General features: G+C 45.2%; 14 protein-coding genes. 12 read left to right on the top strand and 2 right to left on the bottom strand.

Annotated features, from left to right (window positions below; genetic code table 11):
- Positions 1–2: 2 nt before the first annotated feature.
- From ABIE26_RS06765 to ABIE26_RS06740, 6 genes are read left to right on the top strand one after another with little or no spacing between them, the layout of a single operon-like run.
- Positions 3–3,413: a hypothetical protein gene (locus tag ABIE26_RS06765; protein ID WP_310138646.1), complete on the top strand. Its 3,411-nt coding sequence runs from the start codon at positions 3–5 to the stop codon at positions 3,411–3,413.
- The gene (locus tag ABIE26_RS06760) at positions 3,400–4,761 is read left to right on the top strand and encodes an SGNH/GDSL hydrolase family protein (RefSeq protein ID WP_310138648.1); all 1,362 of its coding nucleotides are present in this window, start codon (positions 3,400–3,402) and stop codon (positions 4,759–4,761) included. Before ABIE26_RS06765 ends, ABIE26_RS06760 begins: the two co-directional genes overlap by 14 nt.
- A complete protein-coding gene (locus tag ABIE26_RS06755; RefSeq protein WP_310138651.1) occupies positions 4,758–6,650 on the top strand; it encodes a glycoside hydrolase family 97 protein in 1,893 nt (630 codons plus the stop codon). Before ABIE26_RS06760 ends, ABIE26_RS06755 begins: the two co-directional genes overlap by 4 nt.
- Positions 6,651–6,656: 6 nt before the next feature.
- On the top strand, positions 6,657–9,488 hold the full coding sequence (locus ABIE26_RS06750; protein ID WP_310138652.1) for a hypothetical protein: 2,832 nt from the start codon (positions 6,657–6,659) through the stop codon (positions 9,486–9,488).
- A gap of 16 nt (positions 9,489–9,504) precedes the next feature.
- Positions 9,505–11,823 (top strand): FAD-dependent oxidoreductase, encoded by a 2,319-nt coding sequence (locus tag ABIE26_RS06745; protein WP_310138654.1) that lies wholly within the window; start codon positions 9,505–9,507, stop codon positions 11,821–11,823.
- A complete protein-coding gene (locus ABIE26_RS06740) occupies positions 11,820–13,499 on the top strand; it encodes a sodium:solute symporter family protein (protein WP_310138656.1) in 1,680 nt (559 codons plus the stop codon). Before ABIE26_RS06745 ends, ABIE26_RS06740 begins: the two co-directional genes overlap by 4 nt.
- A 70-nt stretch (positions 13,500–13,569) precedes the next feature.
- Here ABIE26_RS06740 and ABIE26_RS06735 read toward each other — a convergent pair whose 3' ends face one another.
- Positions 13,570–14,148: a hypothetical protein gene (locus ABIE26_RS06735; RefSeq protein ID WP_310138658.1), complete on the bottom strand. Its 579-nt coding sequence runs from the start codon at positions 14,146–14,148 to the stop codon at positions 13,570–13,572.
- 201 nt (positions 14,149–14,349) lie between these two features.
- On the opposite strand from ABIE26_RS06735, the gene ABIE26_RS06730 reads away from it, so the two are divergent.
- From ABIE26_RS06730 to ABIE26_RS06710, 5 genes are all read left to right on the top strand, one after another.
- Positions 14,350–15,426, top strand: coding sequence for a Gfo/Idh/MocA family protein (locus ABIE26_RS06730; protein WP_310138660.1), 1,077 nt, complete (start codon positions 14,350–14,352; stop codon positions 15,424–15,426).
- Entirely contained in the window at positions 15,419–17,122 is a 1,704-nt protein-coding gene (locus tag ABIE26_RS06725) for an ABC transporter ATP-binding protein (RefSeq protein ID WP_310138662.1), read from the top strand. The genes ABIE26_RS06730 and ABIE26_RS06725 overlap by 8 nt, the downstream gene beginning before the upstream one ends.
- On the top strand, positions 17,106–18,866 hold the full coding sequence (locus ABIE26_RS06720) for an ABC transporter ATP-binding protein (protein WP_310138664.1): 1,761 nt from the start codon (positions 17,106–17,108) through the stop codon (positions 18,864–18,866). The genes ABIE26_RS06725 and ABIE26_RS06720 overlap by 17 nt, the downstream gene beginning before the upstream one ends.
- 512 nt (positions 18,867–19,378) lie before the next feature.
- Positions 19,379–20,416 carry a serine hydrolase domain-containing protein gene (locus ABIE26_RS06715; RefSeq protein WP_354375259.1) on the top strand — a complete coding sequence of 346 codons (1,038 nt, stop codon included), beginning with the start codon at positions 19,379–19,381 and terminating at the stop codon, positions 20,414–20,416.
- A 98-nt stretch (positions 20,417–20,514) separates the two neighbouring features.
- Entirely contained in the window at positions 20,515–22,299 is a 1,785-nt protein-coding gene (locus ABIE26_RS06710; protein WP_310138668.1) for a glycoside hydrolase family 15 protein, read from the top strand.
- A 3-nt stretch (positions 22,300–22,302) separates the two neighbouring features.
- On the opposite strand, the gene ABIE26_RS06705 is transcribed toward ABIE26_RS06710, so the two are convergent.
- Entirely contained in the window at positions 22,303–24,483 is a 2,181-nt protein-coding gene (locus ABIE26_RS06705; protein WP_310138670.1) for a bifunctional alpha,alpha-trehalose-phosphate synthase (UDP-forming)/trehalose-phosphatase, read from the bottom strand.
- A 169-nt stretch (positions 24,484–24,652) separates the two neighbouring features.
- Here ABIE26_RS06705 and ABIE26_RS06700 point away from each other — a divergent pair, with 169 nt between their 5' ends.
- Complete coding sequence (locus ABIE26_RS06700) at positions 24,653–25,339, top strand: FadR/GntR family transcriptional regulator (protein WP_310138672.1); 687 nt, start codon at positions 24,653–24,655, stop codon at positions 25,337–25,339.
- Positions 25,340–25,637 lie beyond the last annotated feature (298 nt).

The following is a 25,637-nucleotide window of genomic DNA, read 5'->3' as shown; positions in this document are numbered from 1 at the left end:
CCATGTACCAGAAAACCAGCTTTTGTTTATTGTTAACATTGTTCCTGCTTTTATTAGCCGGAACCGCCGATGCCCAACAGGAAAAATACCTGCTGCTTGGGACAGACTTCCAGTTTAAGGGTAAATGGTTAACTGAAACAAATAAAGATGCCACCTCGGGCAGCATTTTAAGGTTTCTGGAAGGAGAGCTGGACAGCACTTCGGATGCGCTGACAGTAATCCATATCAAAAAACAGGGCCGTTATACCATTTGGGCAAGGACGCCTGATTTTGAGACACAGCCGCGCAGCAGGTTTTTCCAGCTGTCGGTAGGCACTACCAGGTTAAAGAAAGCAGGCGGGCATGGTACGCCCGGCTATGTATGGGAGCAGTTGGGGGCTACAGACCTGAAGGAAGGCGGTGTACTACTGCGGCTTCATAACCTCAACTATGGCAGGTGCGATGCCCTATTGTTAGCGCAGGATGGGAACTTCAACCCAAATAATACAGATAAGAAAACACTGCTGTCCTGGAAAGTACTTCCGCTCGAACAGGAAATCGTTGCAGAAGGCAAAAAGAACATCACACCCTTATTGCAACTCGGTAAAACAGACAAGCTGATAGCTGGAATTGACAACGGGGCTATCCGTATAGAATTTGTATGGACCGGAGCAGACCACAAGGCCATAGCCTGTAAAACCAGTATAAAAAAAGAGGGCAGCTGGCAGCAGTTTGGTACGGGCAATATGGAAGACCACAGGGTTTATCTGGTGAACACCACAGCTACTGCCATCCGGTTTAACAAATACTATCCAACCTGGGATGCGCAGGAGCCTACAGCCTATTTTTTGCTCAACGGACAGAAATATGCGGTGCAAAAACCGGGCGATGACCTCAATCCTTTTGTTGCAGGAAACCTGAGCGAAGCCATTCCCATTGCAGCAGAGGCTATAGATAAACAAACCATAAAAGTGCAATACATAACCCGCAATGGTTCAGGCATTACCGGGTTCTGGTCGTTACGCCCCGGACAGCAGCATATAGACCTGCGCCTGGTCTGCAAAGTGGCCCAGAAAGGTTATTACAGCATGGGTGTTGCCGCTTTCCAGCCTGTTGAAGAACAAAACCTGGAGAATGTAATGATGGCCCCCATGTTTCAGTACAAACGACTTTCTGAAGGGCCGCAAATGATGATCACTTCCATGATGCAGCAACCCCTGGCCATTGTTTCGTTCAAGGCCCCGCAGGGCATTGTTTCCAGTTATGTTGCAGCCAGTCCGGAGCTATTCAGGAAAGACTGGGGCTCGGTAGATTATGCGCCTGCAGGTTTTACACTTAGAAATGACAACAATCAAATACAGCCGGTGATGTTTGCGCCCGTACTCGGCATGAGCGATTCCAGGTACAATAGCGGAGAGCTGATCGACAGGCATTTTACGATTGGAATAAATGAGGGCAACTGGGACAAGGCTTTAGAGGAAGTATCTAAAGAAATATTTGAAGTAAGGGACTATCGTAAACAGGAGCAATCATCGCTTACCGATGCTGTTTTTAACATGATAGATCTCGTTAAAAATGACGAGGCAGCCGGATGGGCCCCGGCCTTAAAGGGTTTTTACGACATCGAGGGTGATCCTAAAACAGCACCTACGGTAGTAAATGCCACCCCACTGGCCAATATTGCACTCTCCATATTACAAAATGATGAGGATTTTTACCTGAGCAGGTCGCTGCCCACGATAGAATTTACCCTTTCCAGGAGCGGGTACCGCTGGGCTACCGATATCGTTCCTACGGCCTATAACGCCACAAGAAAAACACTGGAATTTAATCCCTTTACTTCCCAGTTTACCACCTCTTATTATGTAGGTTTGGACCGTTTACTGGGCGGACTAAACCCATGGCTTAAAAATATAGCCCTGCCGGGCGATAGCCTGAGGGCTGCAAAAGGCTATTCGACCGACTTCCACTCCTGGAACCAGGCGCTTTGGGCATACCAGCTTACCGGGCAAGCAAAATGGCTGCAGCAAGCCAAAAGAGAAGCCGATATTTTTATCCAGCACAAAATATACGCCAACAGCAATAAGCTGCTTAGCCATATCCCTTTTTATAATGCCAGCTTTTACGCACCCTGGTGGGACCTGCTGGACCTCTATGAGGCTACAAAAGATAAGAAATACCTGGACGCCGCTGCCTATGGTTCCTACTTTACCATTGCCGGGATTCGCAGTTATCCTAAAGTGCAGGACAGCCTGCAAACCATTCATCCGGGCAACCGTTACGATGGCATTACACACATCTGGTGGAAAGGCAATGCGCCTTACCGTCTTGGCTTTCCACGAAAAAACGGTGATGTACAGGAAAAGAAAGTCCCGGAATGGCTGGTATCGCCGGTGGGCCTTGGACTGGAACAGCCCAGTACTTATTTTACCCGGGTAAAAGGGCAGACTGTGCATCCTGTTTTTATGAGCAGCTGGGCACCTCACTTATTGCGGCTGTTCCAATACTCAAACAAGCCTATTTTCGAAACTTATGCCCGCAATGCGGTAATAGGGCGTTACGCCAATTATCCGGGTTATTATGCCGCCGGTTTTACAGATGTGCCCATGTCGGCCACTTTTCCTTACAAGGGTCCGGATGTGAGTTCTGTCTACTACCACCATATTCCGCCACACATGGCCTTTAGTCTTGATTACCTGATCACTGAAACGATACAGCGCTCCAAAGGAAATGTAATGTTCCCTTATAGCAAACAAGAGGGCTTTGTATGGTTCAACAACCGGGTATACGGCGGCGGAAAAGGGAAGATATTCGGCGATCAGGAGGTTAGCCTGCGCATGCATAAAGGCCTGATAACGATCCAGAATCCGGCCATCAATTATGTTACCGCCGTTTCCGATAAACATTTCTGGATCTTGCTGTCCTCGGAAGCGGGTACAGAACAAAAACTGACGGTACAATGGAGCGACGCAACGGCCGCATTGAAAGCGGGGAAAGCGATTTGTTATACACCAGATGCGGCGTCGGTAACACTGGACTTTAAAGGCGCTAAAATTGATGTTGTGATCCCTGAAAAGGGCTTTAGGGCAATTGCTGTTCCTTTAGCAGCGACACCTGCCAGCAAAAAATATCAGCCGCTAAAAGAGGGGATGAAAGTTATTGATATGGGGGCGCCATGGGGGCGGGTATTTCTGTTCCGCATCCGTTCTCCTTTTGGCTGGGATACCTGCTATGGTTTCGCCGAAACCGCTCCGTTAAAGGGCAGTTCAGTAAGTGTCAGCTGTAATGGCAAGCTCCAGGAAATAAAGCAATACCCCTACGAATGGAGTTTCCATAAACTGCCAATGGGGGAGAACGCTGCGCTGGAACTCATTTTCAAAGCGGGGGATGGAAAAACAAAATCAAAAAAAATTGTACTCAATGGTAACGAATAAAACTCCCCTAAGCAGGTTAAAAACTGCATTGCTGGGTTGGCTGCTGCTACCAGCTATTGTATTTGCCCAGAATGCTGATGAGCGCACAAAAATTGCGGCTTTGCAGGCCGGTGCTTCGCCCATATTTTTTGATACTGCTGTTTCCGGAATTCCTTCAGTTGAGCCGGGGAATTTCAACAATAACCTTGAATGTGAGGTAAGAGATGGCTTTCCGGCATTCTTTGAAAAACTAAACAAAGGCAAGGAGGTCCTGGTGGCTTTCATTGGTGGCAGCATCACCCAGTCAAATTTTGGTTACCGTCTGCAAACCGCCCGCTACCTGGAGCAGGCTTATCCTCAGGCCGGCTTTCAATGGATCAATGCCGGGGTGTCGGGCACAGGAACAGATTTAGGGGCTTTCCGGATAAAGCAACAGGTACTCAGACATCAGCCGGACTTAATTTTCATAGAATTTGCGGTCAACGGGGCTTATGCGCCCGGCATGGAAGGGATGATCCGTCAGACAATCAAAGCAAACCCCAACACGGCGATTTGTTTGCTCTATACCATTTTAAATGGGCAGACGGCCTTTTACCAGAAAAACGAGCTGCCTCCAAATATCAAGGGACTTGAAAAGGTTGCTGCACATTACGGCATTCCTTCTATAAATCTGGGTATGGAGGCGGCGGACCTGGAAGCTGCCGGAAAGCTGATCTGGAAGGGAAACCAGGCCGATCAGGATAAAATCCTGTTTTCCGAGGACGGTATACACCCTGCAACAGCGGGAGGAAAACTGTATGCGGCGGCCATTGCCCGGGCATTCAAAAAAATAGAAGCGGTACAGCAGCCGAAAAAGAAAGAATTACCTGCCCCATTGATTACCACCAGCTGGGATGAGGCAGGCATGATAGATCCATCGGTTTTTGCTGCTGAGAACCGGGGCTGGCAGCTGGTTTCAACGGCAGAAAATCCAAACCTTAAGAAGTTCAGTTCCTGGTTTTCACAAGTACTTAGTGCAAATAAACCTGGAGCCCGGTTCAGTTTTCGTTTTAATGGCGATATGCTGGGTGTTTTTGATATTGGCGGACCTGAAGCCGGACAGCTGGAATGGATTATAGATGGGAAACCGGTAAAGCTGATGAACAGGTTTAATGGCTTTTGCAATAACCGCTACAGGGGGCAGTTCGAAGTAATTGAAGTACCCAGGGGTAACCATTTGGTAGAGGTGGTATTGTCGGGACAGAAAGCCGATAAACTCATGATATTGCCGGAAGACAAACAGGCGGACATCATTGCGCATCCGGAAAAATACGATCAGACAGTCGCCTATATAGGACGAATTTTATTAAGGGGAACATTACTAAAATGAAACAACTGATCAGGAAAACAGGGAGTTATATTTTAACGGTATTGAGTTTAATGACTTGCAGGGCTGGTTTGAGCCAGGCCGCTGAAAAACCTTTGGTACTTAAAAGTCCCTCTTCTGCTTTAACCGTTCGTATTTACAAGGATGGGGGCAAGGGCTTCTATTATACACTCTCTTCAAAAAATCAGGTATTGGTACATCCCTCTCAATTGGGCTTAACCATTGCCGGCAAACCTTTATTAAACCCAGCAGCTGAGCCGAGACTGATGAGCGGCAGTACCGTAAAAGTCTCTTTTTCCCTGCTCCGGCATAACCATCAGGCCAGGAATACGGTATACAAAAAATACAGTATCGGAATTGGTAAAAGTCTGATCGAACTTGCTGTATTTGATGAGGGTTGTGCCATCCGCTATCAATTACCCGCCGGGCAAATACATATCAATACTGAACAAACGAGTTTTGCATTGAATGGAAATAATCCGGTATGGTTCTTTGAGCGGACAAATAACTGGAAGCTCAAATCCTACGCTGGTTTATGGACGCAAACCCGGGTTGACAGTCTGGACAAGATCAGTCCGACCGGCCCGGTTCAAGGTAAGCCGCTGGTAGCCAGACTGGCAGACCAAAGCTACCTCTTTATTACCGAAGCAGCATTGCAAGGCTATAGTGGAATGCGGTTAAAAGCAAACAAGAATAAGCTTACGGTAGACTTTACCGAAGGCGATAAAGGATTTGATGTATCAGCAGATCAGCTTTCTTTTACACCCTGGCGCATCATTGGCTGGGCAAAAGACCTGAACACGCTGGTCAATCAAACCATTGTTGAGGCCTTAAATCCAAACGCCGACAGCCTGCTATTTAAAAATACAGATTATATCCAACCGGGTAAGAGTGCCTGGAGCTGGATCAGCAGGGATGAAAATTACCTGGAACCTGCAGCAGAAAAGAAAATTATCGATGCGGCCGCACAGCTCAATTATACCTATACACTGATTGACGACGGCTGGGAGACTAAATGGAAACAAAAATGGGAGGTACTGAAAGACCTGGTGGCTTATGGCCGTAAACAGAAGATAGGGGTATGGGTTTGGAAAGATTCGAAGTTTTTGCGGGATGAGACCTACAGGGATGCCTTTCTGGATACATTAAGCCGCTTGGGTGTTGCAGGAATTAAAATAGATTTCATGAACAGCGAGGCAAAGGAGCTCATTGATTTTGAGATTGCCTTTCTAAAAGCTGCAGCAAAGAAGAAGCTGATGGTCAACTTTCATGGCTGCCAGACGTCCACCGGAGAGTACCGTACCTATCCGAATGAAATGACCAGAGAGGGGATCAGGGGTATCGAACTGAACATCATGAACGAGCCCATACCGGCAGGACACAATGCGGCATTGCCTTTTACCAGGTTCATTATGGGACATGCCGATTATACACCAGCGCTATTCTCCAAAAGGGCGTCCACCACACTTACACATCAGCTGGCCTTGCTTTATCTGTTCGATTCGCCTTTTCAGTGCATTGCCGAAAATCCGGTAAGGCTTCTGGAAGACAGCCTGTACCGCCCCATCCTCCCGCTGTTGCGGGATTTACCCACCACATGGGACAAAACACTGGTTCTGAATGGAAGCGACATCGGCCGTTGTGCCATTCTGGCCAAAAAGAAGGGGGCCGATTGGTATATAGCCGCAATTAACGGATTGGATAAAGCGCAGGACATTGGGCTGGATTTATCCTTTATCAAAGATCTTTCGGCCTATACCGCAACGGTTATCAGCGATACAGGAACGGCGTTTTCTTCTGCTGTGGCCATTCCTGCCCTGCTCAATAAAAAGAAGATTAGCATCCCTGCCGGAGGAGGCCTTGTGGTTCATTTGACAGCCCGAAAAAAATAATGTGATATGAAAACAGCGATGTATATTAAATTCCTTTGCCTATCCGTTAGCTGCTGTTTGTGTATGCAGGTGAGCGGACAAAAGGTCTCGGACATTAAGGGTTTTAAAGTGACTTCTAAGGGTAAAACTTATTTGTTTAAACCCAATTTCGTAGTGGTTTATAATGAAAAAGATCCCGAACTGGCCTTAAAACCATCAGGGCTAAAAAAAGTCCCTTACAATATCCCTACATGGAAAACTACGGATCCGGGACTGGCTGATTATCACCAGCAAACAGTGAGTGCCAGTGTTGCCGGAGATGGATTTGACGACAAAATATTAAGAAGTGCTACACAAAACCGCACAGCCAATATTTATCACGCTGGAACAAGCTTTTTTTTGAATGCCATTAAAACGGTCAGCAGCGGAGATTCCACGTATTTTATCTTTCCGGAACATGCCTTGTTTACGCTAAAGACATGGATTGTTAAAAGCAGTAAACCCTATCCTAAAATAGAATTTTCATTCGTACCCAAAAAAGCCGGCTTTTTTAGTGTAGGGTACATTGGGGCTCCCTCTTTTAAAAACGAGGAAGCAAAGGAGCTATGGCAGCCGCTGATCTGGACGGAAAAGCGGGCCCCTCTGCAGCCCTATCTAACACCCGCCTTTATGGCCACAACGCCAACCACACTGGTAAACGACGGCTACAATTCCATAGGTGTGCTGGCGGGTCCAAGGTATCTGCCTTTCCAGCCTTTGCCATTGTTGAACAACAGCCAGTTTGGTATTGCCCTGTTAAACCGTAAATCCGAACTACAGCCCCAGGTATTTGCACCTATGCCAGGCGGTATCCATTCGCAGATGAAAGCAGGTCAGGTCTTCGATTTTTCGATGAACCTGGTTGTGGAGCCATTGAACATTACCAAAACTTATGAACGGATAGCAACCAGTGTATTTGGCTTTAAAGATTACCGGAGTAATGCCACCGTTTCTATGAATACGACGCTGGACAATCTGATTGAATATTCTAAAACACAGTACGCCTGGTTTGTAGACAGTCTGAAAGGCTTTGCCTACTCAACAGACGTACCGGGGGCCGTAAAAAATGTTTCGAGCCTGAACCCGCTGGAACTGTCTATTGTAAGGGACGACCAGGAGATGTTCGACAAGCGGGCATACCCTTTAATGGAATTTATGCTGTCGCGAGAGAAATTCCTGTTTGCGATTGACAGCAACCAGAAAATTCAATCTCCATCCAGAAAACTGAGAGGGCCAATTGCCCCGCTGTCAGAGCTCCAGGTTTTATCGGGCGTTTTTGGTAACAACAATTCCTTCTATGCCGCAATGGCAAAAAAGGAATTCGGGACCGCGCGCATCAGGAACCTGGATGAGGAGCAAAAAGGACGGAACTGGGTAAATGCCATGTTTATGTTTAAACTGACCTCTGATTCATCTTATTTGAGATTAAGTCGTTCGCTGGCCGACCAATACCTCAAAGAAAGGGTGGACACCAGGATCAGCCAGTTTGGCGATCCGCTGTTCAGTTCCAACTTTTTCTGGCCAACATTTACCAATAACTGGTCGGCCTTACTGGAACTATACGAACTCACAGGCGAGCGCCGCTACCTTAATGCCGCACAGGATGGGGCCCGGCATTACACCTTGTTTACCTGGATGGCCCCGCAAATACCGGATGACCTGGTTACCGTAAATAAGGGTGGAAAAGCACCAATGTATTGGTACCTCAAATCAAAAGGGCACCAGCAGATGTATTATCCGGAAGAGAAAGTTCCAGCCTGGAGGCTTTCGGAAATGGGGCTTACACCCGAATCTTCCGGCACTTCAACCGGGCACAGGGGGATTTTTATGTCGACCTACGCACCCTGGCTGCTAAGAATAGGCTACCATACCAACGACCTTTTTCTGATGAATGTGGCCAAAGCATCTATTGTTGGGCGCTCCGAAAGTTTCCCGGGTTACCATATGAATACCGAGCGGACTACCGCTTACGAAAAGGCTGATTTTCCGCTTCATGAACACAAAGAACAGAGCGTAAACTCTTTTCATTACAACCATATCCTGCCCATGGCTTCTATGTTTGTGGACTACCTTGTTTCTGATGCCTATGTAAAAAGCAAGGGCAGGATAGATTTCCCCAGCGACTATATAGAAGGCTATGCCTACCTGCAGAATAAGTTTTATGGGGCAAAAAAAGGGAAGTTCTTTCCGTTTGAAAATGTACAGTTATGGATGCCATCCCGCTTGCTTCAGATGGACAATATTGCATTAAACTATATCAGTGCAAAAAAAGGGGATACCTTGTTACTCGCCTTTATGAACCAATCGCAAAAGGCAGTAAGCACACGGGTTGCTGTAGATGCCTTGAGGGTAGGCATTTCTACCGGCAGCGCGATCCGTATCCTTTCTTCAGCTGAAAAACCCTCGGCTTTAAAAGAGAACTCCTTTCAGGTCAATGTTCCTGCAGGCGGAATGACAGCCCTGGCCATCACCGGTGTAAAAATCGGCAGCAGCTTTCAGGACCAGATCCTGAATATACGAAAGGATGAAAGGAGCGACTATGCACATATCCCGGAAGGGGATGCCAAAGCCTTGCTGTTTAAGCTGGGCAGCTATGCACAAAAACTATATGTATTTCTTCAGGAAGATGATACCAAATGGAAGAAATCCAGACTGATATACAAGTTAAATGGAAAAACTGAAGTTGCAGTAGACAAAAATGAATACCCTTTTGAATTTACCGTCCCGGTTGATCAAGACAAACCGGTTCGTTTTTACCTGGAGCTATGGGATAAGAACGGAAAACTGGTAAAATCCAGAGAAACAGAAATAGGCAGATAACTAAAAAAATAAAGTAATGATACGAATAGACGCAGAAGAGAGCGAGAACGGAAACGGAAGCCGTAGTTTAAAGATTGAAACACTTCATACAGATTTTGCCGTAATTGGTGGCGGTATGTCGGGCGTATGTGCTGCGATTACAGCAGCCAGGCAAGGATTAAAAGTAACGCTGGTACAAGACAGACCTGTACTGGGCGGCAACGCCTCCAGTGAGGTAAGGCTGTGGATACTGGGTGCTACCTCGCATATGGGCAACAACAACCGCTGGAGCAGGGAAGGCGGCCTAATAGATGAACTGCTGGTCGAGAATACCTATCGGAACCCTGAAGGGAACCCCGTAATACTGGACATGATCCTGCTGGATAAGGTGAAACAGGAACCTAACATTACTTTGCTGCTCAATACAGCCGTCTATGAAGTCATTAAAAGTAAGCCCGAACAGATAGACGGTGTTAAAGCCTTCTGCAGCCAGAACTCTACTGAGTATGTAATTAATGCTCCTTTATTCTGCGATGCATCTGGTGATGGCATTGTGGGCTTTCTTTCTGGTGCGGCATTCAGAATGGGTGCAGAACCGGCAGAAGAATTTAATGAGCCTATGGCACCCGATGCCAGCTATGGTGAACTGCTGGGACATTCGCTCTACTTTTATACCAAAGATACCGGAAAACCTGTACGCTTTACTGCCCCTGCATTTGCCATGGATGTACAGAAGGAAATACCGCGCTACAGGAATTTTAATGCAAAAGAGCATGGCTGTAAGTTATGGTGGGTAGAACATGGAGGGCGCATGGATACGGTGCACGATACGGAGCAGATCAAATGGGAGTTATGGAAAGTGATTTATGGGGTATGGGATTACATTAAAAACTCGGGTAAATTTCCTGAGGCCGAAAATTATACTTTAGAATGGGTAGGCATGGTCCCCGGCAAACGGGAGAGCCGCCGGTTTGAGGGGGATTATATCCTTTCGCAATCGGATCTGATTGAGCAGAAAATCCATGAAGACGGAGTGGCCTACGGAGGCTGGTCTATAGACCTCCATCCGGCCGACGGTGTGTTCAGTGATCGCTCACCCTGTAACCAGTGGCATAGCAAAGGTATCTTCCAGATTCCTTACCGCTCACTTTACAGCAGGAACATCAGAAACCTGTTCCTGGCCGGGCGCATTATAAGTGTCAGCCACGTGGCTTTTGGGGCTACCCGGGTTATGGCTACAGCTGCTTATGTGGCACAGGCAGCGGCCGTAGGTGCAGCGCTATGCCTGAAATACAAAAAACTGCCTGCCGAATTGTACGATGAAAATTACATCCCTGTTTTGCAGAAAGAGCTGCTAAAAACCGGACAATACATACCGGATGTAAATTTTGAAGATAAAGATGACCTTGTAGGGGAAGCCCGTATACAGTCGAGTTCAAACCTGAGTTTTAAAGGCTTCAGCAGGGACAATTACCTGTTAAAACGGCTGTCCATTGCAGCGGCCCAGATGCTGCCGGTTCAGCCCGGCCGTTTCCCTTCCTTTAAGGCTTTGCTCAAGGCCGATGCGGTTACAACGGTAAATGTAGAGTTGCGGGCCAGCAGCAAATACGGTGGCTTTACACCTGATACCGTGCTGGCTGCAAAAGAGGTTGAACTGCAGCCCCGAGAACAGGAGGTAAGTATTGATTTTGATGTTGTTATTGACAAACAGCAGTATGTTTTCGTTTGCTTTCTGATCAACGAGAAAGTACAGCTGGCCTATTCCAATGAAAGGGTTACCGGCATACTTTCTGTCTTTAACGGGGTAAACAAGGCTGTTTCCAATAATGGAAAACAGGTGGCGCCTGAAGGATCTGGGGTAGAGAGTTTTGAGTTCTGGTGCCCGCAAAGAAGGCCTGAAGGACAGAACATTGCTTTACAGTTTCAGGAAGTAGTACATGCCTTCACTGCAGATCAGCTCAGGAACGGGGCAGACCGCCCAACCCTGCAACCCAATGCCTGGGTAGCAGAGCCGGCTGATCCGGCACCTACAGTCGAAGTATCCTGGGAAGAGGCCAGGTCTATCGACAGAATTGACCTGGTATTCGATACCGATACAGATCATCCGATGGAATCGGTACTAATGACACACCCCGAAACCGTAATGCCATTTTGTGTAAGAAACTACCATATTGAGGACGAACAGGGGCGGGTAATTTACCAGAAAAAGGACAATTACCACACACGCAATGAAATTCTGTTCGAATCTCCTGTAGAAACTAAAAAACTAAAAGTTATATTGGAACATCCATCAGGCGATGTGCCGGCCTCCTTGTTTTCATTGAGGTGTTATTCATTAAACCACACTAAATCATGATAGATACCGCAGTAGTAGTCATTTTTTCTGTTTTCATTATGCTGGTGGGCATCAGCTTCTCCAAGACGGGAAGAAACCTGAAATCGTTTTTTGCTGGTGGTGAATCTGTTCCGTGGTTCATTGGTGGCCTGTCGTTGTTCATGAGTTTTTTCTCTGCCGGGACTTTTGTGGTCTGGGGTGCTATAGCCTATCAGCACGGATGGGTAGCCATTACCATTCAATGGACCATGTGCATTGGTGCCATCATTACAGGGCTATACCTGGCCCCCCGATGGAAAGCTACGGGTAACCTTACCGCGGCAGAGTTTATAAAAGCAAGACTGGGCGGTAAAGTTCAAAAAAGCTATATCTATATTTTTACACTGGTGTCCCTGTTCATCAAGGGCTCGGTGTTATACTCTGTAGCCATACTGGTTTCAGCTTCATTGGGTTATCCACTGGTACCTGTTACCGTTGTTTTGGGGATCTTAATGATTTCCTATACAGCTGTGGGCGGTTTATGGGCGGTGATGGTTACCGATATCTTACAATTTGTGGTGCTCACAGCAGCCGTGCTTATTATACTGCCCCTGGTATTTAGTGAGGTAGGTGGGGTTCAGGCTTTTATAGACAAGGCCCCTGAGGATTTTTTTAACCTGGTTCATGGTGAATATACCTGGGGCTTCATCTTTGCCTTTGCCATTTATCATATCTTTTATATCGGCGGGAACTGGACATTTGTACAGCGATATACCAGTGTGGACGCACCTAAAAGCGCTTCAAAAGTAGCCTATCTTTTTGCCGGACTGTACATCTTAAGCCCTGTGTTGTGGATGCTGCCGCCTATGGCCTACAGGATGATGAATCCATCTTTGGCCGGACTGGATGCAGAGAACGCCTACATTATGGTTTGTAAACAGGTGCTGCCGGCCGGACTCCTGGGTCTGATGCTCACGGGGATGTACTTTTCCACTTCAGCATCGGCCAATACAGCACTCAACGTAGTATCGGCAGTTTTTACCAACGACATCTACAAAGAATCTGTGAATCCTGGTGCCGATGATAAAAAACTCATGTTTGTGGCGCGCGCCTCATCCTGGTTCTTTGGCTTGCTGATGATCCTGATTGCACTGGGCGTTCCTTACATCGGGGGGATTGTTGAATTTACATTGAGCGTAGGTGCGATAACGGGTGGACCTTTGTTGTTGCCGCCAATATGGTCCTTGTTCTCCAAACGCCTGTCGGGAAAAGCTACTATTTATATCACTTTGATATCGCTTTCAGTAAACCTGTTATTTAAGATCATTTTACCTTTAACAGGTGAGGATAAGTTATCGAGGGCCAATGAAATGCTATTGGGTGTGCTGCTTCCCTTTTTTATGCTATTGATCTATGAGTTTATTATTAAAAAAAGGATCAGTGTTAGCACCGACTATGAGGAATACCTCGTTTACAAAGCCGAAAAGAAACAGGCGGCCACAAATATTGATGCGGAGGAGCAGGAGGCGATCAAAAGGCAGAATGTATTTGGTTTGAAAATGATCAGTTTCTCCCTGTTGTTTATGTCAGTGCTTTTGTTACTGCTGGCATTCATTACTTCGAAAGCAACTACATTGGTGGTTGTGATTGCCATTACCATCATGCTTGGTTCCATAATTCCATGGCAGGCTTCGAAACGTAAAGCGCTGAACGGGTAAATTAAAACGCCCCCAATTTAGAATCTGGGGGCGTTTTAATTCAGGCTTTTGGCCTGTAAGTCATCTGGTATCAGTTCATGTCTTTTTGAACTTTCCTCGCTGTACTTTTTCCTGGAAGATAGATCTGAAAGCCAACACCCAGGCCCAGGTTGTGCGCGTAGGCACTAGATCCAAAACCTACCACACCATTGTATTTCAGCAATGCTTCAAGACCGATAGAAGGAGTTACAAAATAAGTAAAACCGGGTCCAAAGCTAAATCCAAGTCCGTTTGTGCTACCACCTCCAGATGGATTGTAACCTTGTATGCCTACTGTAGCCTCTCCAAAAAATCTGGAACTTTTAACGATTTCGTTCGCACCGGTTTCGCCATAATACCTGCCCAATGCACTTACACCGTAACTAATGTCCGTTCCAGATCCCTTTTGGGTAGCGAGGCCCAAATTGACCTCTCCACCGAGAGCCAGTCCATCCTGAACAAACCAGGCAGCTTTTGGGCTAATGTTAAAGGTAAATGCATTGGGTTTATCCAAACCAAATTTGATGTTGGATAAATTTGCCCCAATCATGACATTTCCTTTTTGTATCTGTGCATTTGTTGCAAATGTCAGGGTACTTCCTAAAATAATAGTAAAAATTAGCTTTTTCATAATTTGTAGATTTGTTTTAAGGGTTTCAGCTAATTAATTAACAAATTTCGTTCCTTTTTTGTTTATAAGATTTTATTTCGAGACATTTACGATAGAATTTTACTTTGTAATCCAATGATTTAACTAAACATTGGCAGGGGGTTTGATATATATCATCAAATTGATACACTAGAATATTAAAACTGAAAGCGGATAGCTAGAATGGAAATATCATTAAATGGCAGGATGAATGGAAAACCTAACTACTTCATGGAAAAAGTACGGAACATGTTGGGAACCGACAGGTCCGCAGAACTAAAATGGGGAATTATTGGTTGTGGTGACGTTACTGAAGTTAAAAGTGGTCCGGCCTTTAATAAAATACCCGGTTCCTCCCTGGTTGCGGTTATGCGCAGGAGCGGAGCCAAGGCGCAGGATTATGCCTACAGGCACAATGTCCCAAAATGGTACGACAATGCGGTGCGGTTGATCAACGATCCGGAAATAAATGCCATTTACATCGCCACACCGCCCTTACAACATGAGGAATATGCCCTGATGGCTTTGGCTGCCGGCAAACCGGTATATGTAGAAAAACCCATGACGCTGAATGCAGCGTCGGCCTTAAGGATGAAAGAAGCTGCAGAAAAATACAATGTGAAACTAACGGTAGCGCACTACAGAAGACAGCAGCCCATGTTCCTGAAAGTTAAAGAACTTATTGATCAGAAAGCGATAGGGGACATCAGTCTGGTGCAATTGCAGATGCACCAGCCGCACAATTCTGACCTGATCGCCAATCCGGAGAGCGCGAGTGAGCGCGGGCTCAACTGGCGCCTTGATCCGGCAATTTCGGGTGGCGGGTTATTTCACGATCTTTCCCCGCATCAGCTGGATCTGATGATCTATTTTTTTGGCCACCCTTTGAAATCCATGGGACTGTCCTTAAACCAGTCAGGTTTGTATCCTGCAGATGACATCGTAAGCGGACAGGTACTCTTTAAAAATGGTGTGCTCTTTAACGGGTCCTGGTGTTTTAATGCCTCGGAAAAAACGGATAGCTGTGAGATTATCGGAACAGAAGGTAAAATAACCTTTCCGATGTTTGGACATAAAGTTACCTTGCGTAAGAATGGTGTAGATCAGGATTTTATATTTGACCCGCTACAGCATGTACAGCAGCCCATGATAGAACAGGTGGTGAACTATTTCTCGGGCAGGGGTGAAAACCCCTGTTCGGCACAGGACGCCATGCTGTGTATGCAGCTGATGGACAGTTTTACCTGCAGGGATGTTTAGCTTACTCAAACCTTATAAAGGTCTGATCGCTGTATTGCTGCTTTTTACATTGGCAGGCAATGGCATCAATCTGTTACTGCCAAAGATTGTTGCCAATGGGATAGATGCATATACCTCCGGTAATTTTAATCTGCATGGCATACTGGTTAATTTTTCAATAGCGATCCTGTTTGTCTTTCTCTTTACATTTCTGCAGGGCATTGTACAGACCTATGCTTCAGAAAAGGTTGCTAAAGACTTAAGAACAAAACTCGCAGACAAGATTTCAAGACAAAGCAATGCTTATATTGAAAAAGCAAATCCATCCAAACTGCTGACCAACCTTACGGCCGATGTAGATTCCATTAAGACATTCATCGCACAGGCTATCGTATCCATAACTTCATCTGTTTTTATCATCATAGGCGCTACCATTTTACTGCTTACCATAAACTGGAAACTCGCACTGGCCATCCTGGCCATCATTCCGCTTATAGGAATTACGTTTTTCGTGGTGATCAAAAAAGTGACTGTACTTTTCAGGCAGGCCAGAGAGGTGATAGACTGGCTGAATAAAGTGATCAACGAAAGCATTCTGGGAGCTGCATTGATCAGGGTTGTCAACTCACAGCAATTGGAATATGTAAAGTTTTTATCGGCCAGTACAAGGGCAAGGGATTTGGGAATCGGCATTTTAAATCTTTTCGCCGGCCTGATCCCGGTTATTACTTTTGTAGCCAACCTGGCCAGTCTTACTATCCTGGTGCTGGGCGGACATTATGTGATCAGCGGCAGCATGACATTAGGCGATTTTGCCGCCTTCAAAAGCTACCTGGCCATTCTTATTTTTCCAATCATTGTAATCGGGTTTATGAGCAATGTAATTGCGCAGGCCAAAGCATCGTACGGCCGCATTGCCCAGGTGCTGAACCAGGATAACGCTGCACCGTCCGGCAACCTTACCGATGCTTTAAAAGGACACTTGGAAATGAAAGGGGTAAATGTTCTCTACGGACAAAAACCAGTGCTGAAAGCCATTTCGTTTGATTTACAACCTGGTTCAAAGACGGCCATCATTGGTCCTACAGCGGCCGGAAAAACACAGTTGCTGTACCTGCTTACGGGTTTGATTAAAGCAGATGAGGGGGAGATCCTCTTCGATGGAAAGCCGATTGATGCTTATCAGCCAGAATCCTTTCACAACCAGATCGGCTTTGTTTTTCAGGACAGCATCCTGTTCAATATGAGCATCCGCGAAAATATTGCGTTTAGTGATTTGGTTACAGATGAATCATTAGAAAAAGCAATTGAAACAGCAGAATTAAAGGATTTTATTGAGGGGCTTCCGGAAAAACTGAATACCATAGTTTCGGAAAGGGGATCTGATTTGTCGGGCGGACAAAAACAAAGGATCATGCTGGCCAGGGCCCTGGCTTTAAACCCTAAGGTTTTGTTGCTGGATGACTTTACGGCACGTGTGGATACCAATACAGAACAGCGCATACTGGCCAATGTACAGCAAAACTACCCCGGACTCACATTGTTGTCTGTCACACAAAAAATTGCCGCTGTTCAGCATTACGACAAGGTGGTCCTGCTGATGCAGGGCGAAATCATTGCACAGGGCAGGCACCAGGAGCTCATGAAAAGCAGTCCTGAGTATGTCCAGATTTATAATTCACAGCAAAGTACCAGCAATTATGAACTACAATCTTAACCAGATCAGCGGTAAGGACGAAAAGAAGTCGACATTTGCAGTACTTAAAAAATTGTTGCAGCTGATTGCCCATGAACAGCGGAGGCTCCTGTTTGCATTTGTTGCGATGCTGATCAATTCGGCTTTACTGCTTGTGTCGCCCCTAATTATAGGTCATACCATAGATAACTATATTACCACCAAACAATTTGATGGCGTATTGCTGTATTCGGGCATTTTACTGGTCATGTTCCTGATCACGCTGTTTACCGGATACCTGCAAACCAAACTTATGGGCGGGGTTGGACAGCGGATGCTCTATACTCTTAGAAATGCCATTTTCAGTAAACTACAGGAACTGCCGGTTTCATTTTTCAGTCAGAATAAAGCGGGCGACCTGATCTCGAGGGTAAACAACGATACAGACAAAGTAAACCAGTTCTTTTCGCAGTCGCTGATGCAGTTTCTGAGTAGTTTGTTCACCATGCTGGGCTCCGGGGTATTTCTGTTGCTCATCAATTTCAAACTGGGTACCGCTACATTGGGCCCGGCCGTACTTATACTGCTGTTTACGGTATTGGCATCTGCATGGGTAAAAAGAAAAAATGCAGTTAACCTTAAAAGTGTGGGCAGTCTGAGTGCGGGGATCCAGGAAAGCCTGAACAATTTTAAGGTGATCATTGCTTTTAACCGTCGTGATTATTTCAGAAAACGGTTCGAGGAAACCAATCGGCAAAATTACAATACCGCCATTGCTGCAGGGATAGCCAATAACATCTTTGTTCCTGTTTTTGGTTTATTTTCTAGCGCCGCACAGCTGGTGGTATTGTTATACGGTATTCAGCTGATTGCTGCCGGAGAATTCACCATGGGATTGCTGATCAGCTACCTGTCGTATGCGGTAACTTTCTACAACCCCTTAAGACAACTCGCTGCACTATGGAGCAGCCTCCAGGTAGCCTTGGCTGCATGGGACAGGATTTCGCAGATCCTGTCACTCGAAAATGATCTTGTTATAGTGAAGGATGATAACAGTCCTCATTCTGATGCACTGCTTAGTTTTAGAAATGTACATTTTGCTTATGCTGGCGGACAGGAAATCCTGCACAACATCAGCTTTGACCTGCAGAAGGGTAAAACCTATGCGCTGATTGGGCCAACCGGGGGCGGTAAAACTACTACTGCATCGCTGATGGCCCGCTTACATGATACGACGAGCGGGACAGTTTTATTGGACGGTAAAGATATCCGTTCTTTTACTGCCGAGGAGCGGAGCAGCAGGATCGGGTTTATACTGCAGGAACCGTTTTTGTTTAGCGGCACGGTAAAAGACAATATTTTATACAGCAATTCGGCTTATAAGGACTATACGAACGCGCAACTGGAGGCCGTAATTAAAGCTGCCCATCTTGAGGATTTACTGGTATTGTTCGACAAGGGCCTGGAAACTGAAGTTTCGTCGGGTGCCGACAACATTAGTCTGGGCCAAAAACAGCTCATCGCCTTTATGAGGGCAGTGCTGCGCAATCCTAAACTGCTTATCCTTGATGAGGCCACCGCAAACATTGATACAGTTACAGAACAGCTGCTCAGTGACATCCTGAATAAATTACCTCAGGAAACCACATTGGTCATTATTGCACACCGCTTAAACACTATAGAGAATGCAGATGAGATCTACTTTGTGAACTCAGGTGAAGTAATTAAAGCAGGTACAATGGATCATGCCATGAACATGCTGATCAAGGGCAAGAGAAGCAGCTGATCAGGGATTAATGGCTTTTATCAGCTGTATCTCTCTTTTTTCCAAATGTTAAATAAAGTGCAGAAATGATAATGATCACTGATAAGGTAACTAAGCTGATTAATGCTGACATATGCCTGGTTTTTAAGATAATTAATGCAGCAAATATAACTTTAGAATTTGATAAAGCCTTGTCAAATGTCAGGAATTGTGAATTTGTTAATAAAATTTATAAAAATGCAAACCGGTAATTTCTTAACTTGTTATAAGTAATAATTGAGCAAATATACCGACAAAAAAGTCCTGTGAGTGGGTGATCCGCGTAGGGCAGGCACAGCATAAAAACAGGTAAAAGCCGCTTGTAAAACAAGGGGCTTTTTAGTTCGTAACCCATTGATTTCTTTTTAAATAAGATGACCAGACCAAACGCTTTAAAATTTTACTTCGGTACTTTAGTATGCTTTCTCTTTATTTCATTACAAGGTTTTAGTCAGCCCAATCCGGACAGTGTTGCTGTCAACTTGCAGCGCATCATGAAAAAATTCGATGCGGTGGGGCTTTCGGTAGCCGTAGTAAAGGGGAACAAAATGGTATATACCCAGTCCTTTGGTTTCAAAAATATAGAAAACAATACTGAGCTTAAAGATCAGGATATCTTCAGGATCGCCTCTATTTCGAAATCCTTTTCTGCAACAGCCATGATGCAGCTGGTGGAAGCCGGTAAAGCATCCCTGAATGATGATTTCAGTAACCTGGTTGGTTTTAAGGTAAGAAACCCAAAATTCCCTGAAACCGTAATCACCTTAAAAATGGTGTTGTCGCATACCTCCAGCATTAACGACAGTGAGGGCTATTTCAATCTCGATGTCATCAATCCGGACAGGAATAAAAACTGGGAAAAATGTTACAACAATTATGAGCCCGGAAAAGGGTACAGGTACTGCAACCTCAACTTTAACATGGTGGGGGCTGTTATAGAAAAGCTGTCGGGAGAACGTTTTGACCAGTACATCAAACACCATATTCTGGACCAGCTTGGGCTGTATGGCGGTTATTGTGTAGACTCTTTGGACAAGAACCGCTTTGTAACTTTATATGAATACGATTCTGTTTCCAGAACATTCAGTCCCGCAGCTTCGGCCTATAACCCGCGCAGTGAGGAAATCAAGGTTTATGTACAGGGCTACAGTACCCCTCTGTTTTCACCAACCGGCGGAATGAAGATCTCGGCAGCAGATCTGGCCCGTTACATGACCATGCACATGAATTACGGGAAATACAGTGGGGGAAGGATCATCTCTAAAAAAAGCGCCAGGCTGATGCAGACCAAAGTATCCGATCCTGAAAATTATGGCCTCGCCTTGCTGCAAACAAATAAACTGATCCCTGGAAAAATTATGACCGGACATACCGGTTCAGCGTATGGGCTATACAGCGCCATGTTCTTCCAGCCCAAGGAGAAGTTTGGGATTGTACTGATCACCAATGGCTGCAGGCCGGAATACACCGCTGCTTTTAATGGCCTTTTGAAAGCAGGCATTAACCAGTTGTACCAGGATTTCATCAAATAAAACCGCTTTAAAATCCCTGTTTTAAGCCGAAAATTCCATTAATCGCCAACAATTCCTTACCAATCCTGTTGTTAATATAAAACAACGGAAGGAATCGTATGACGGAAAGACACACTTATCAAACAGGAATTATCGGCAATTGCGCTTATCTGGCCCATGTAAACAAGAATACAAATATAGACTGGCTCTGCTGGCCAAGATTTGACAGCAGTTTTGTGTTTGGCGGTTTGCTGGATAAAGAAAAAGGAGGGGAGTTTTCCATCTTACCTGCAGGTGAATACCTATCCAGACAATATTACCTCGACAATACCAATGTACTTTGCACCGAAATCAGCAATCCGGAAGGGAAATACCGGGTTTTTGATTTTGCACCTCGTTTTTATCAGTACGAACGTTATTATAAGCCTTTAATGCTGATCCGGAAAATTGAACCTTTAGAAGGTAATCCCAGGATCAAAGTAAGCTGCAAACCCGTATTTGAATACGGCAAAGCCAAACAAAAAAGCAGCAGGGGCAGTAACCACATCAGCTTTACCGGTGATGATGAAGACATGCAGCTGAGCACCAATATCTCATTGAGCTATATTGAAGATGGTAAATACTTTGCATTGAATGAATCCAAATACCTGATCCTGACCTATGGCCACGACCTCGACGCCCCAATCATCAGTACTGCCGAGCGCTTTTTAAGGGAAACCATTAAATACTGGCGTTTGTGGATCAAACATTCGACTATAGCTGGTTTTTACCAATCGTATGTCATCCGCTCGGCACTCACTTTAAAAATACATCAGTACGAAGATACCGGGGCCATTATTGCGGCAAGCACCACCAGTTTACCGGAATCTGATGGTTCTGGCAGGAACTGGGACTACCGGTATTGCTGGATGCGGGACACCTATTACGTCATCACTTCTTTGAACCATATCGGGCATTTTGAAGAAATGGAGCGCTATTTTAACTATATCACCGATATTTCTTTCAGGGATGACGAACGCTACCAGCCTTTGTTCGGCATAGCCGGAGAAAGGGTACTTACCGAACGTAAGCTCAGGCATCTGAAGGGGTACCTGGGAAACAAACCCATACGCATAGGAAACCAGGCTTTTGAGCACATTCAAAATGATATTTACGGACAGGTACTGGTCTCGATGTTGCCTTTGTATACCGATCACCGCTTTATTTACTCAGAAAGGAAGGATTCGGAGCAATGGCTGGATTATTTGCTCAAAAAGATCGAACGTACCATTGATGAAAAGGATGCGGGGATATGGGAATTCCGGAATATCGCAAACACCCATTGCTACACTAACCTTTTTCAATGGGCCGGTGCTAATGCGGCTTTGAAGATGGCTAAAACCATAGGTAACCAGTCTTACCAGGAACGCGCACAGATCTTAATCGACAAAGCTGCAAAGCACATAGAGAACTGCTATGATCCGGAAAGAAAGGTTTATAATCATGCCGTGGGCAGTAAACATCTGGATGCAAGTACCCTGCAGTTGATCTTAATGAATTATCTGGACCCGGCCTCGCAAAGGGCAAAAGACCACTTAATGGCATTAGAGCAGGAGTTAAAAGCAGAAAACGGCTTATTTTACAGGTACCTGCATAAAGATGATTTTGGCAAGCCGAAAACCACTTTTCTGATCTGTGCCTTCTGGTATGTGGAGGCATTGGCTTGTGTTGGAAGAATAGATGATGCGATAAAGGAATTCGAGTCTATCATTAAATATGCAAACCACCTGATGCTTTTTAGTGAAGATGTTGATGAGACAAATGGCAGTCAGTGGGGCAACTTTCCCCAGGCCTACAGTCATGTTGGCTTAATGAATGCTGCACACCGCATTGCGATAAAACTGGACAGGCCAGTCTTCCTTTAGGGCTTATTTAATCAGTTCTTTCAGCAATTCCCGCACTTCGTGATAATCTTTAAGATAGTACCGGGCGGCTGAAATGTTGCTGCCCACTTTAATGGTATAAGCTTCGGGTGATAAAGCCTTAAAGATATCTTCATCCGTATGATCATCCCCAAGGGCGAGTATAAAATCAGGATGGTTATCATACAGCCAGTTCTGTGCAGCTTTACCCTTGTTTACTTCTATATTTTTAAACTCTATAACCTTATTTCCAGGCATCATCTGCAGGCCTTTGTCGGCAATGATCATCCGCAGATGGTTAATGATCTCGTTGGCACGCAGTTCCCCCAAACCTTCTTCAGCTTTGCGGTAATGCCATACGAGCGAATAACTTTTTTCCTCAATAAAGGAACCCGGCGTACGGTCTGTATAGGTATCCAGTACGGTCCTGATCTCCTGCTTCCATTTATCGGTAAGCAGGGGCAGGGCTTTCCACTCTGCCTTTCTCTTCTTTTGCCAGGCCCCATGCTCGGCAATCATGTCCAGGTCAAGGTGTCCGAACCATTTTTCCAGGGTCTGGTACCGCCTTCCGCTAATGAGTATGACCTTGTTGGCAGGATCCAGGCTAAGCCCCTTTAAAATCGAGTACAATTCTTCATCAGGTGCCGCATCGTCAATATCGCCTTTAAACCCAACCAGGGTTCCATCGTAATCCAGAAAAATGTACCGGTCTTTGGCCCGGTCATAATCAGCCGCTATCTGCGCCCGAACTGCCGCAACAGCATGTTTGGTATGTAAAGATTTCTGCATGGTTTTTACTTCGTTTAGCTTGTCCATAAAGTTCTTTACCCAGAGGTGAATGTTAAACTTGCTGACTATTGCACGCATGCTGCGCATTCTCCTGTTTTGTTCCTCCAGGGGCATATTTATCGCCTTTACAATGGCTTCTTTAATATCACCAATGTTATTGGGGTTTACGATCAGGGCATCATTTAACTCTTTGGATGCACCTGCCATCTCACTCAGTATCAACACCCCGTCATCCGCTGTGCGTGATGCAACATATTCTTTGCTGACCAGGTTCATACCGTCACGCATGGGGGTAACCAGACAGATGTCTGCAGTGCTGTAGATGGCCGAAAGAAATTCTATGGAAAATGACCTGTAGAAATAATGTATGGGCACCCAGTTTATGGTCCGGAAACGTGCGTTGATGTTGCCCACAAGCTGATCTATCTGATCTTTCAGCTCTTTATATTTAGGAACGGTATCCCTTGATGGCACCACAACCATATATAAGGCCAGTTTGCCTGTGTATTCAGGATGTTGTTCCAGCAGCAACTCAAACGCCTGCAGCCGCTGCAATATTCCTTTGCTGTAATCCAGCCGGTCTATAGTCAGTATGGTTTTTACATTTTTTAAACTTGCTTTAAATGAGCTGGTGTATTTGGCTACTTTTTCATGGCGGGTTAAGCTGTCAAATTTATCTGCGTCAATTCCCATAGGAAAGGCCTCAACAACCACCTGCCTGTTTTTATAGATCAATACATTATCCAGCAGATTGCTGGAGGAAAGCCGGGAAGCGGCACTTAAAAAATGACGGGCATCATCAAAGGTATGAAAACCGAGCAGATCGGCCCCCAGCATTCCGGCAATCAGTTCTTCCCTCCAGGGAATGAGCCTGAAAATTTCAAACGAAGGGAAGGGGATGTGCTGGAAAAAGCCAATGGTAATTTCCGGTTGTACCGTCCTGATCAGACAAGGCAATAGCAGCAGCTGGTAATCGTGTATCCAGACCACATCGTCGGCCGACAGCTGTTTCAATACTTCTGCTTTAAACTTATCATTTACCACTTTATAATAGTCCCATGCCGCCTGTTCAAAATTGGCATAAGTAACCAGGTAATGGAACACAGGCCATAATACTTCGTTAGAAAAACCTTCATAATACAAGCTGATTTCTTCATTGCTCAGGAAAACAGGTACCAGGTTAAGTCCGGCCAGTTTTTCCCTTACCTCATCCTGCCTTTCCGGGGGGACTTCCAGTCCGGGCCAGCCGATCCAGATGTTATTGCCATTTTTATATATAGAGCCTAATCCGGTTGCAAGGCCACCCTCACTCGGACTAAGGACATATGCGCCATTTTCTTCTGTAATTTTTACGGGTAGCCGGTTGGAAACGATGATGGTTTTACTGTCTGTTATCATTATTACTTAAAACAACCGTTACTTGCGTTTTTTGTTTGAATTTATTGCCTTTTATCAATAAATTACTGAGGATAAGCCCGCTAAATATGTCTGGATTTCTAAGTAAAATATTTTTATATTGTAGTACATATTAACAAAAAATATCTCATTTTTGAAGGATTATTAAATTATGGCAATAAACGATTTAAGTAAAGACCTGCTGCCAATCGCTTCGAATACGATGGCAGATATTGTAGAGGTCAGGTTAAGGGAATACCTTAAAAAGAAATCATTCCGTCCGGGCGACGCCCTCCCTAAAGAACTGGAACTTGCTGAAGCACTTGGGGTAAGCAGAAACGTTTTGCGTGAAGCGCTGAGCAGGTTGCGCATGCTGGGCATGATAGAGACCAAGAAAAAGAGGGGTATGGTACTGGCCAGGCCAGATATACTGGGCACCTTTGAACGCGTATTGGATCCCCTGATCATAGACACAGAAACCCTGCAGGATATTTTTGAATTGCGCCTGGTGTTGGAAACAGGACTCGCAGACCTCATCTATATCAGAAAGACGGACAAGGATATTGCTGAACTGGAAAACATTGCAAAAAAAGAAGTAAACCACGACAATTCCTTCAGGATTAAAAATGAGATTGCATTTCATGGTAAACTTTATGAAATGTCGGGCAACGACACTTTAAAAAGGTTCCAGATCATGCTGCTGCCGATCTTCGATTATGTGGTTACACTGGAGAAAAAACCTACCAAAGGCAAGGTTAACCATATGGACCTGGTACAGATCTTAAAGACCGGAACCAAAGAAGATTTTAAAAAAGGAATGGAGGCACATTTAAAGCCCCACTTTGACCGGTTGAAATAATTATCTATTATTTTATTTTTAAAAAAGGCCTGCAGCTGATTCCTGCAGGCCTTTTGCTATTTCAAAAAGTGGTTATTTGAATTTTCGCCATCGAAATGCCTTGCTAAATAAAAACAAAAAATATTTTGTTATGTAGTACATAACTACTAATATTGCATTACTATTACCAGTTGTTCCAGTGATTTTTCAACCATAAAAGGGGAGCAGGTTGATCCTGAACAACAAAAACTAACCAAATTAAATTACTAGCGTATGTACGAGGGATCAATTACTTATTTTACAGTTCCGATTATCGTTC

Source organism: Pedobacter africanus, assembly GCF_040548825.1.
GTDB lineage: Bacteria > Bacteroidota > Bacteroidia > Sphingobacteriales > Sphingobacteriaceae > Pedobacter > Pedobacter africanus_A.
This window is presented reverse-complemented; position numbering and strand designations above follow the sequence as displayed.

Coding starts and splice junctions, on each gene's coding strand:
- ABIE26_RS06765 (WP_310138646.1), top strand. CDS start 3: ATGTACCAGAAAACCAGCTTTTGTTTATTGTTAACATTGTTCCTGCTT.
- ABIE26_RS06760 (WP_310138648.1), top strand. CDS start 3,400: ATGGTAACGAATAAAACTCCCCTAAGCAGGTTAAAAACTGCATTGCTG.
- ABIE26_RS06755 (WP_310138651.1), top strand. CDS start 4,758: ATGAAACAACTGATCAGGAAAACAGGGAGTTATATTTTAACGGTATTG.
- ABIE26_RS06750 (WP_310138652.1), top strand. CDS start 6,657: ATGAAAACAGCGATGTATATTAAATTCCTTTGCCTATCCGTTAGCTGC.
- ABIE26_RS06745 (WP_310138654.1), top strand. CDS start 9,505: ATGATACGAATAGACGCAGAAGAGAGCGAGAACGGAAACGGAAGCCGT.
- ABIE26_RS06740 (WP_310138656.1), top strand. CDS start 11,820: ATGATAGATACCGCAGTAGTAGTCATTTTTTCTGTTTTCATTATGCTG.
- ABIE26_RS06735 (WP_310138658.1), bottom strand. CDS start 14,148: ATGAAAAAGCTAATTTTTACTATTATTTTAGGAAGTACCCTGACATTT.
- ABIE26_RS06730 (WP_310138660.1), top strand. CDS start 14,350: ATGGAAATATCATTAAATGGCAGGATGAATGGAAAACCTAACTACTTC.
- ABIE26_RS06725 (WP_310138662.1), top strand. CDS start 15,419: ATGTTTAGCTTACTCAAACCTTATAAAGGTCTGATCGCTGTATTGCTG.
- ABIE26_RS06720 (WP_310138664.1), top strand. CDS start 17,106: ATGAACTACAATCTTAACCAGATCAGCGGTAAGGACGAAAAGAAGTCG.
- ABIE26_RS06715 (WP_354375259.1), top strand. CDS start 19,379: ATGAAAAAATTCGATGCGGTGGGGCTTTCGGTAGCCGTAGTAAAGGGG.
- ABIE26_RS06710 (WP_310138668.1), top strand. CDS start 20,515: ATGACGGAAAGACACACTTATCAAACAGGAATTATCGGCAATTGCGCT.
- ABIE26_RS06705 (WP_310138670.1), bottom strand. CDS start 24,483: ATGATAACAGACAGTAAAACCATCATCGTTTCCAACCGGCTACCCGTA.
- ABIE26_RS06700 (WP_310138672.1), top strand. CDS start 24,653: ATGGCAATAAACGATTTAAGTAAAGACCTGCTGCCAATCGCTTCGAAT.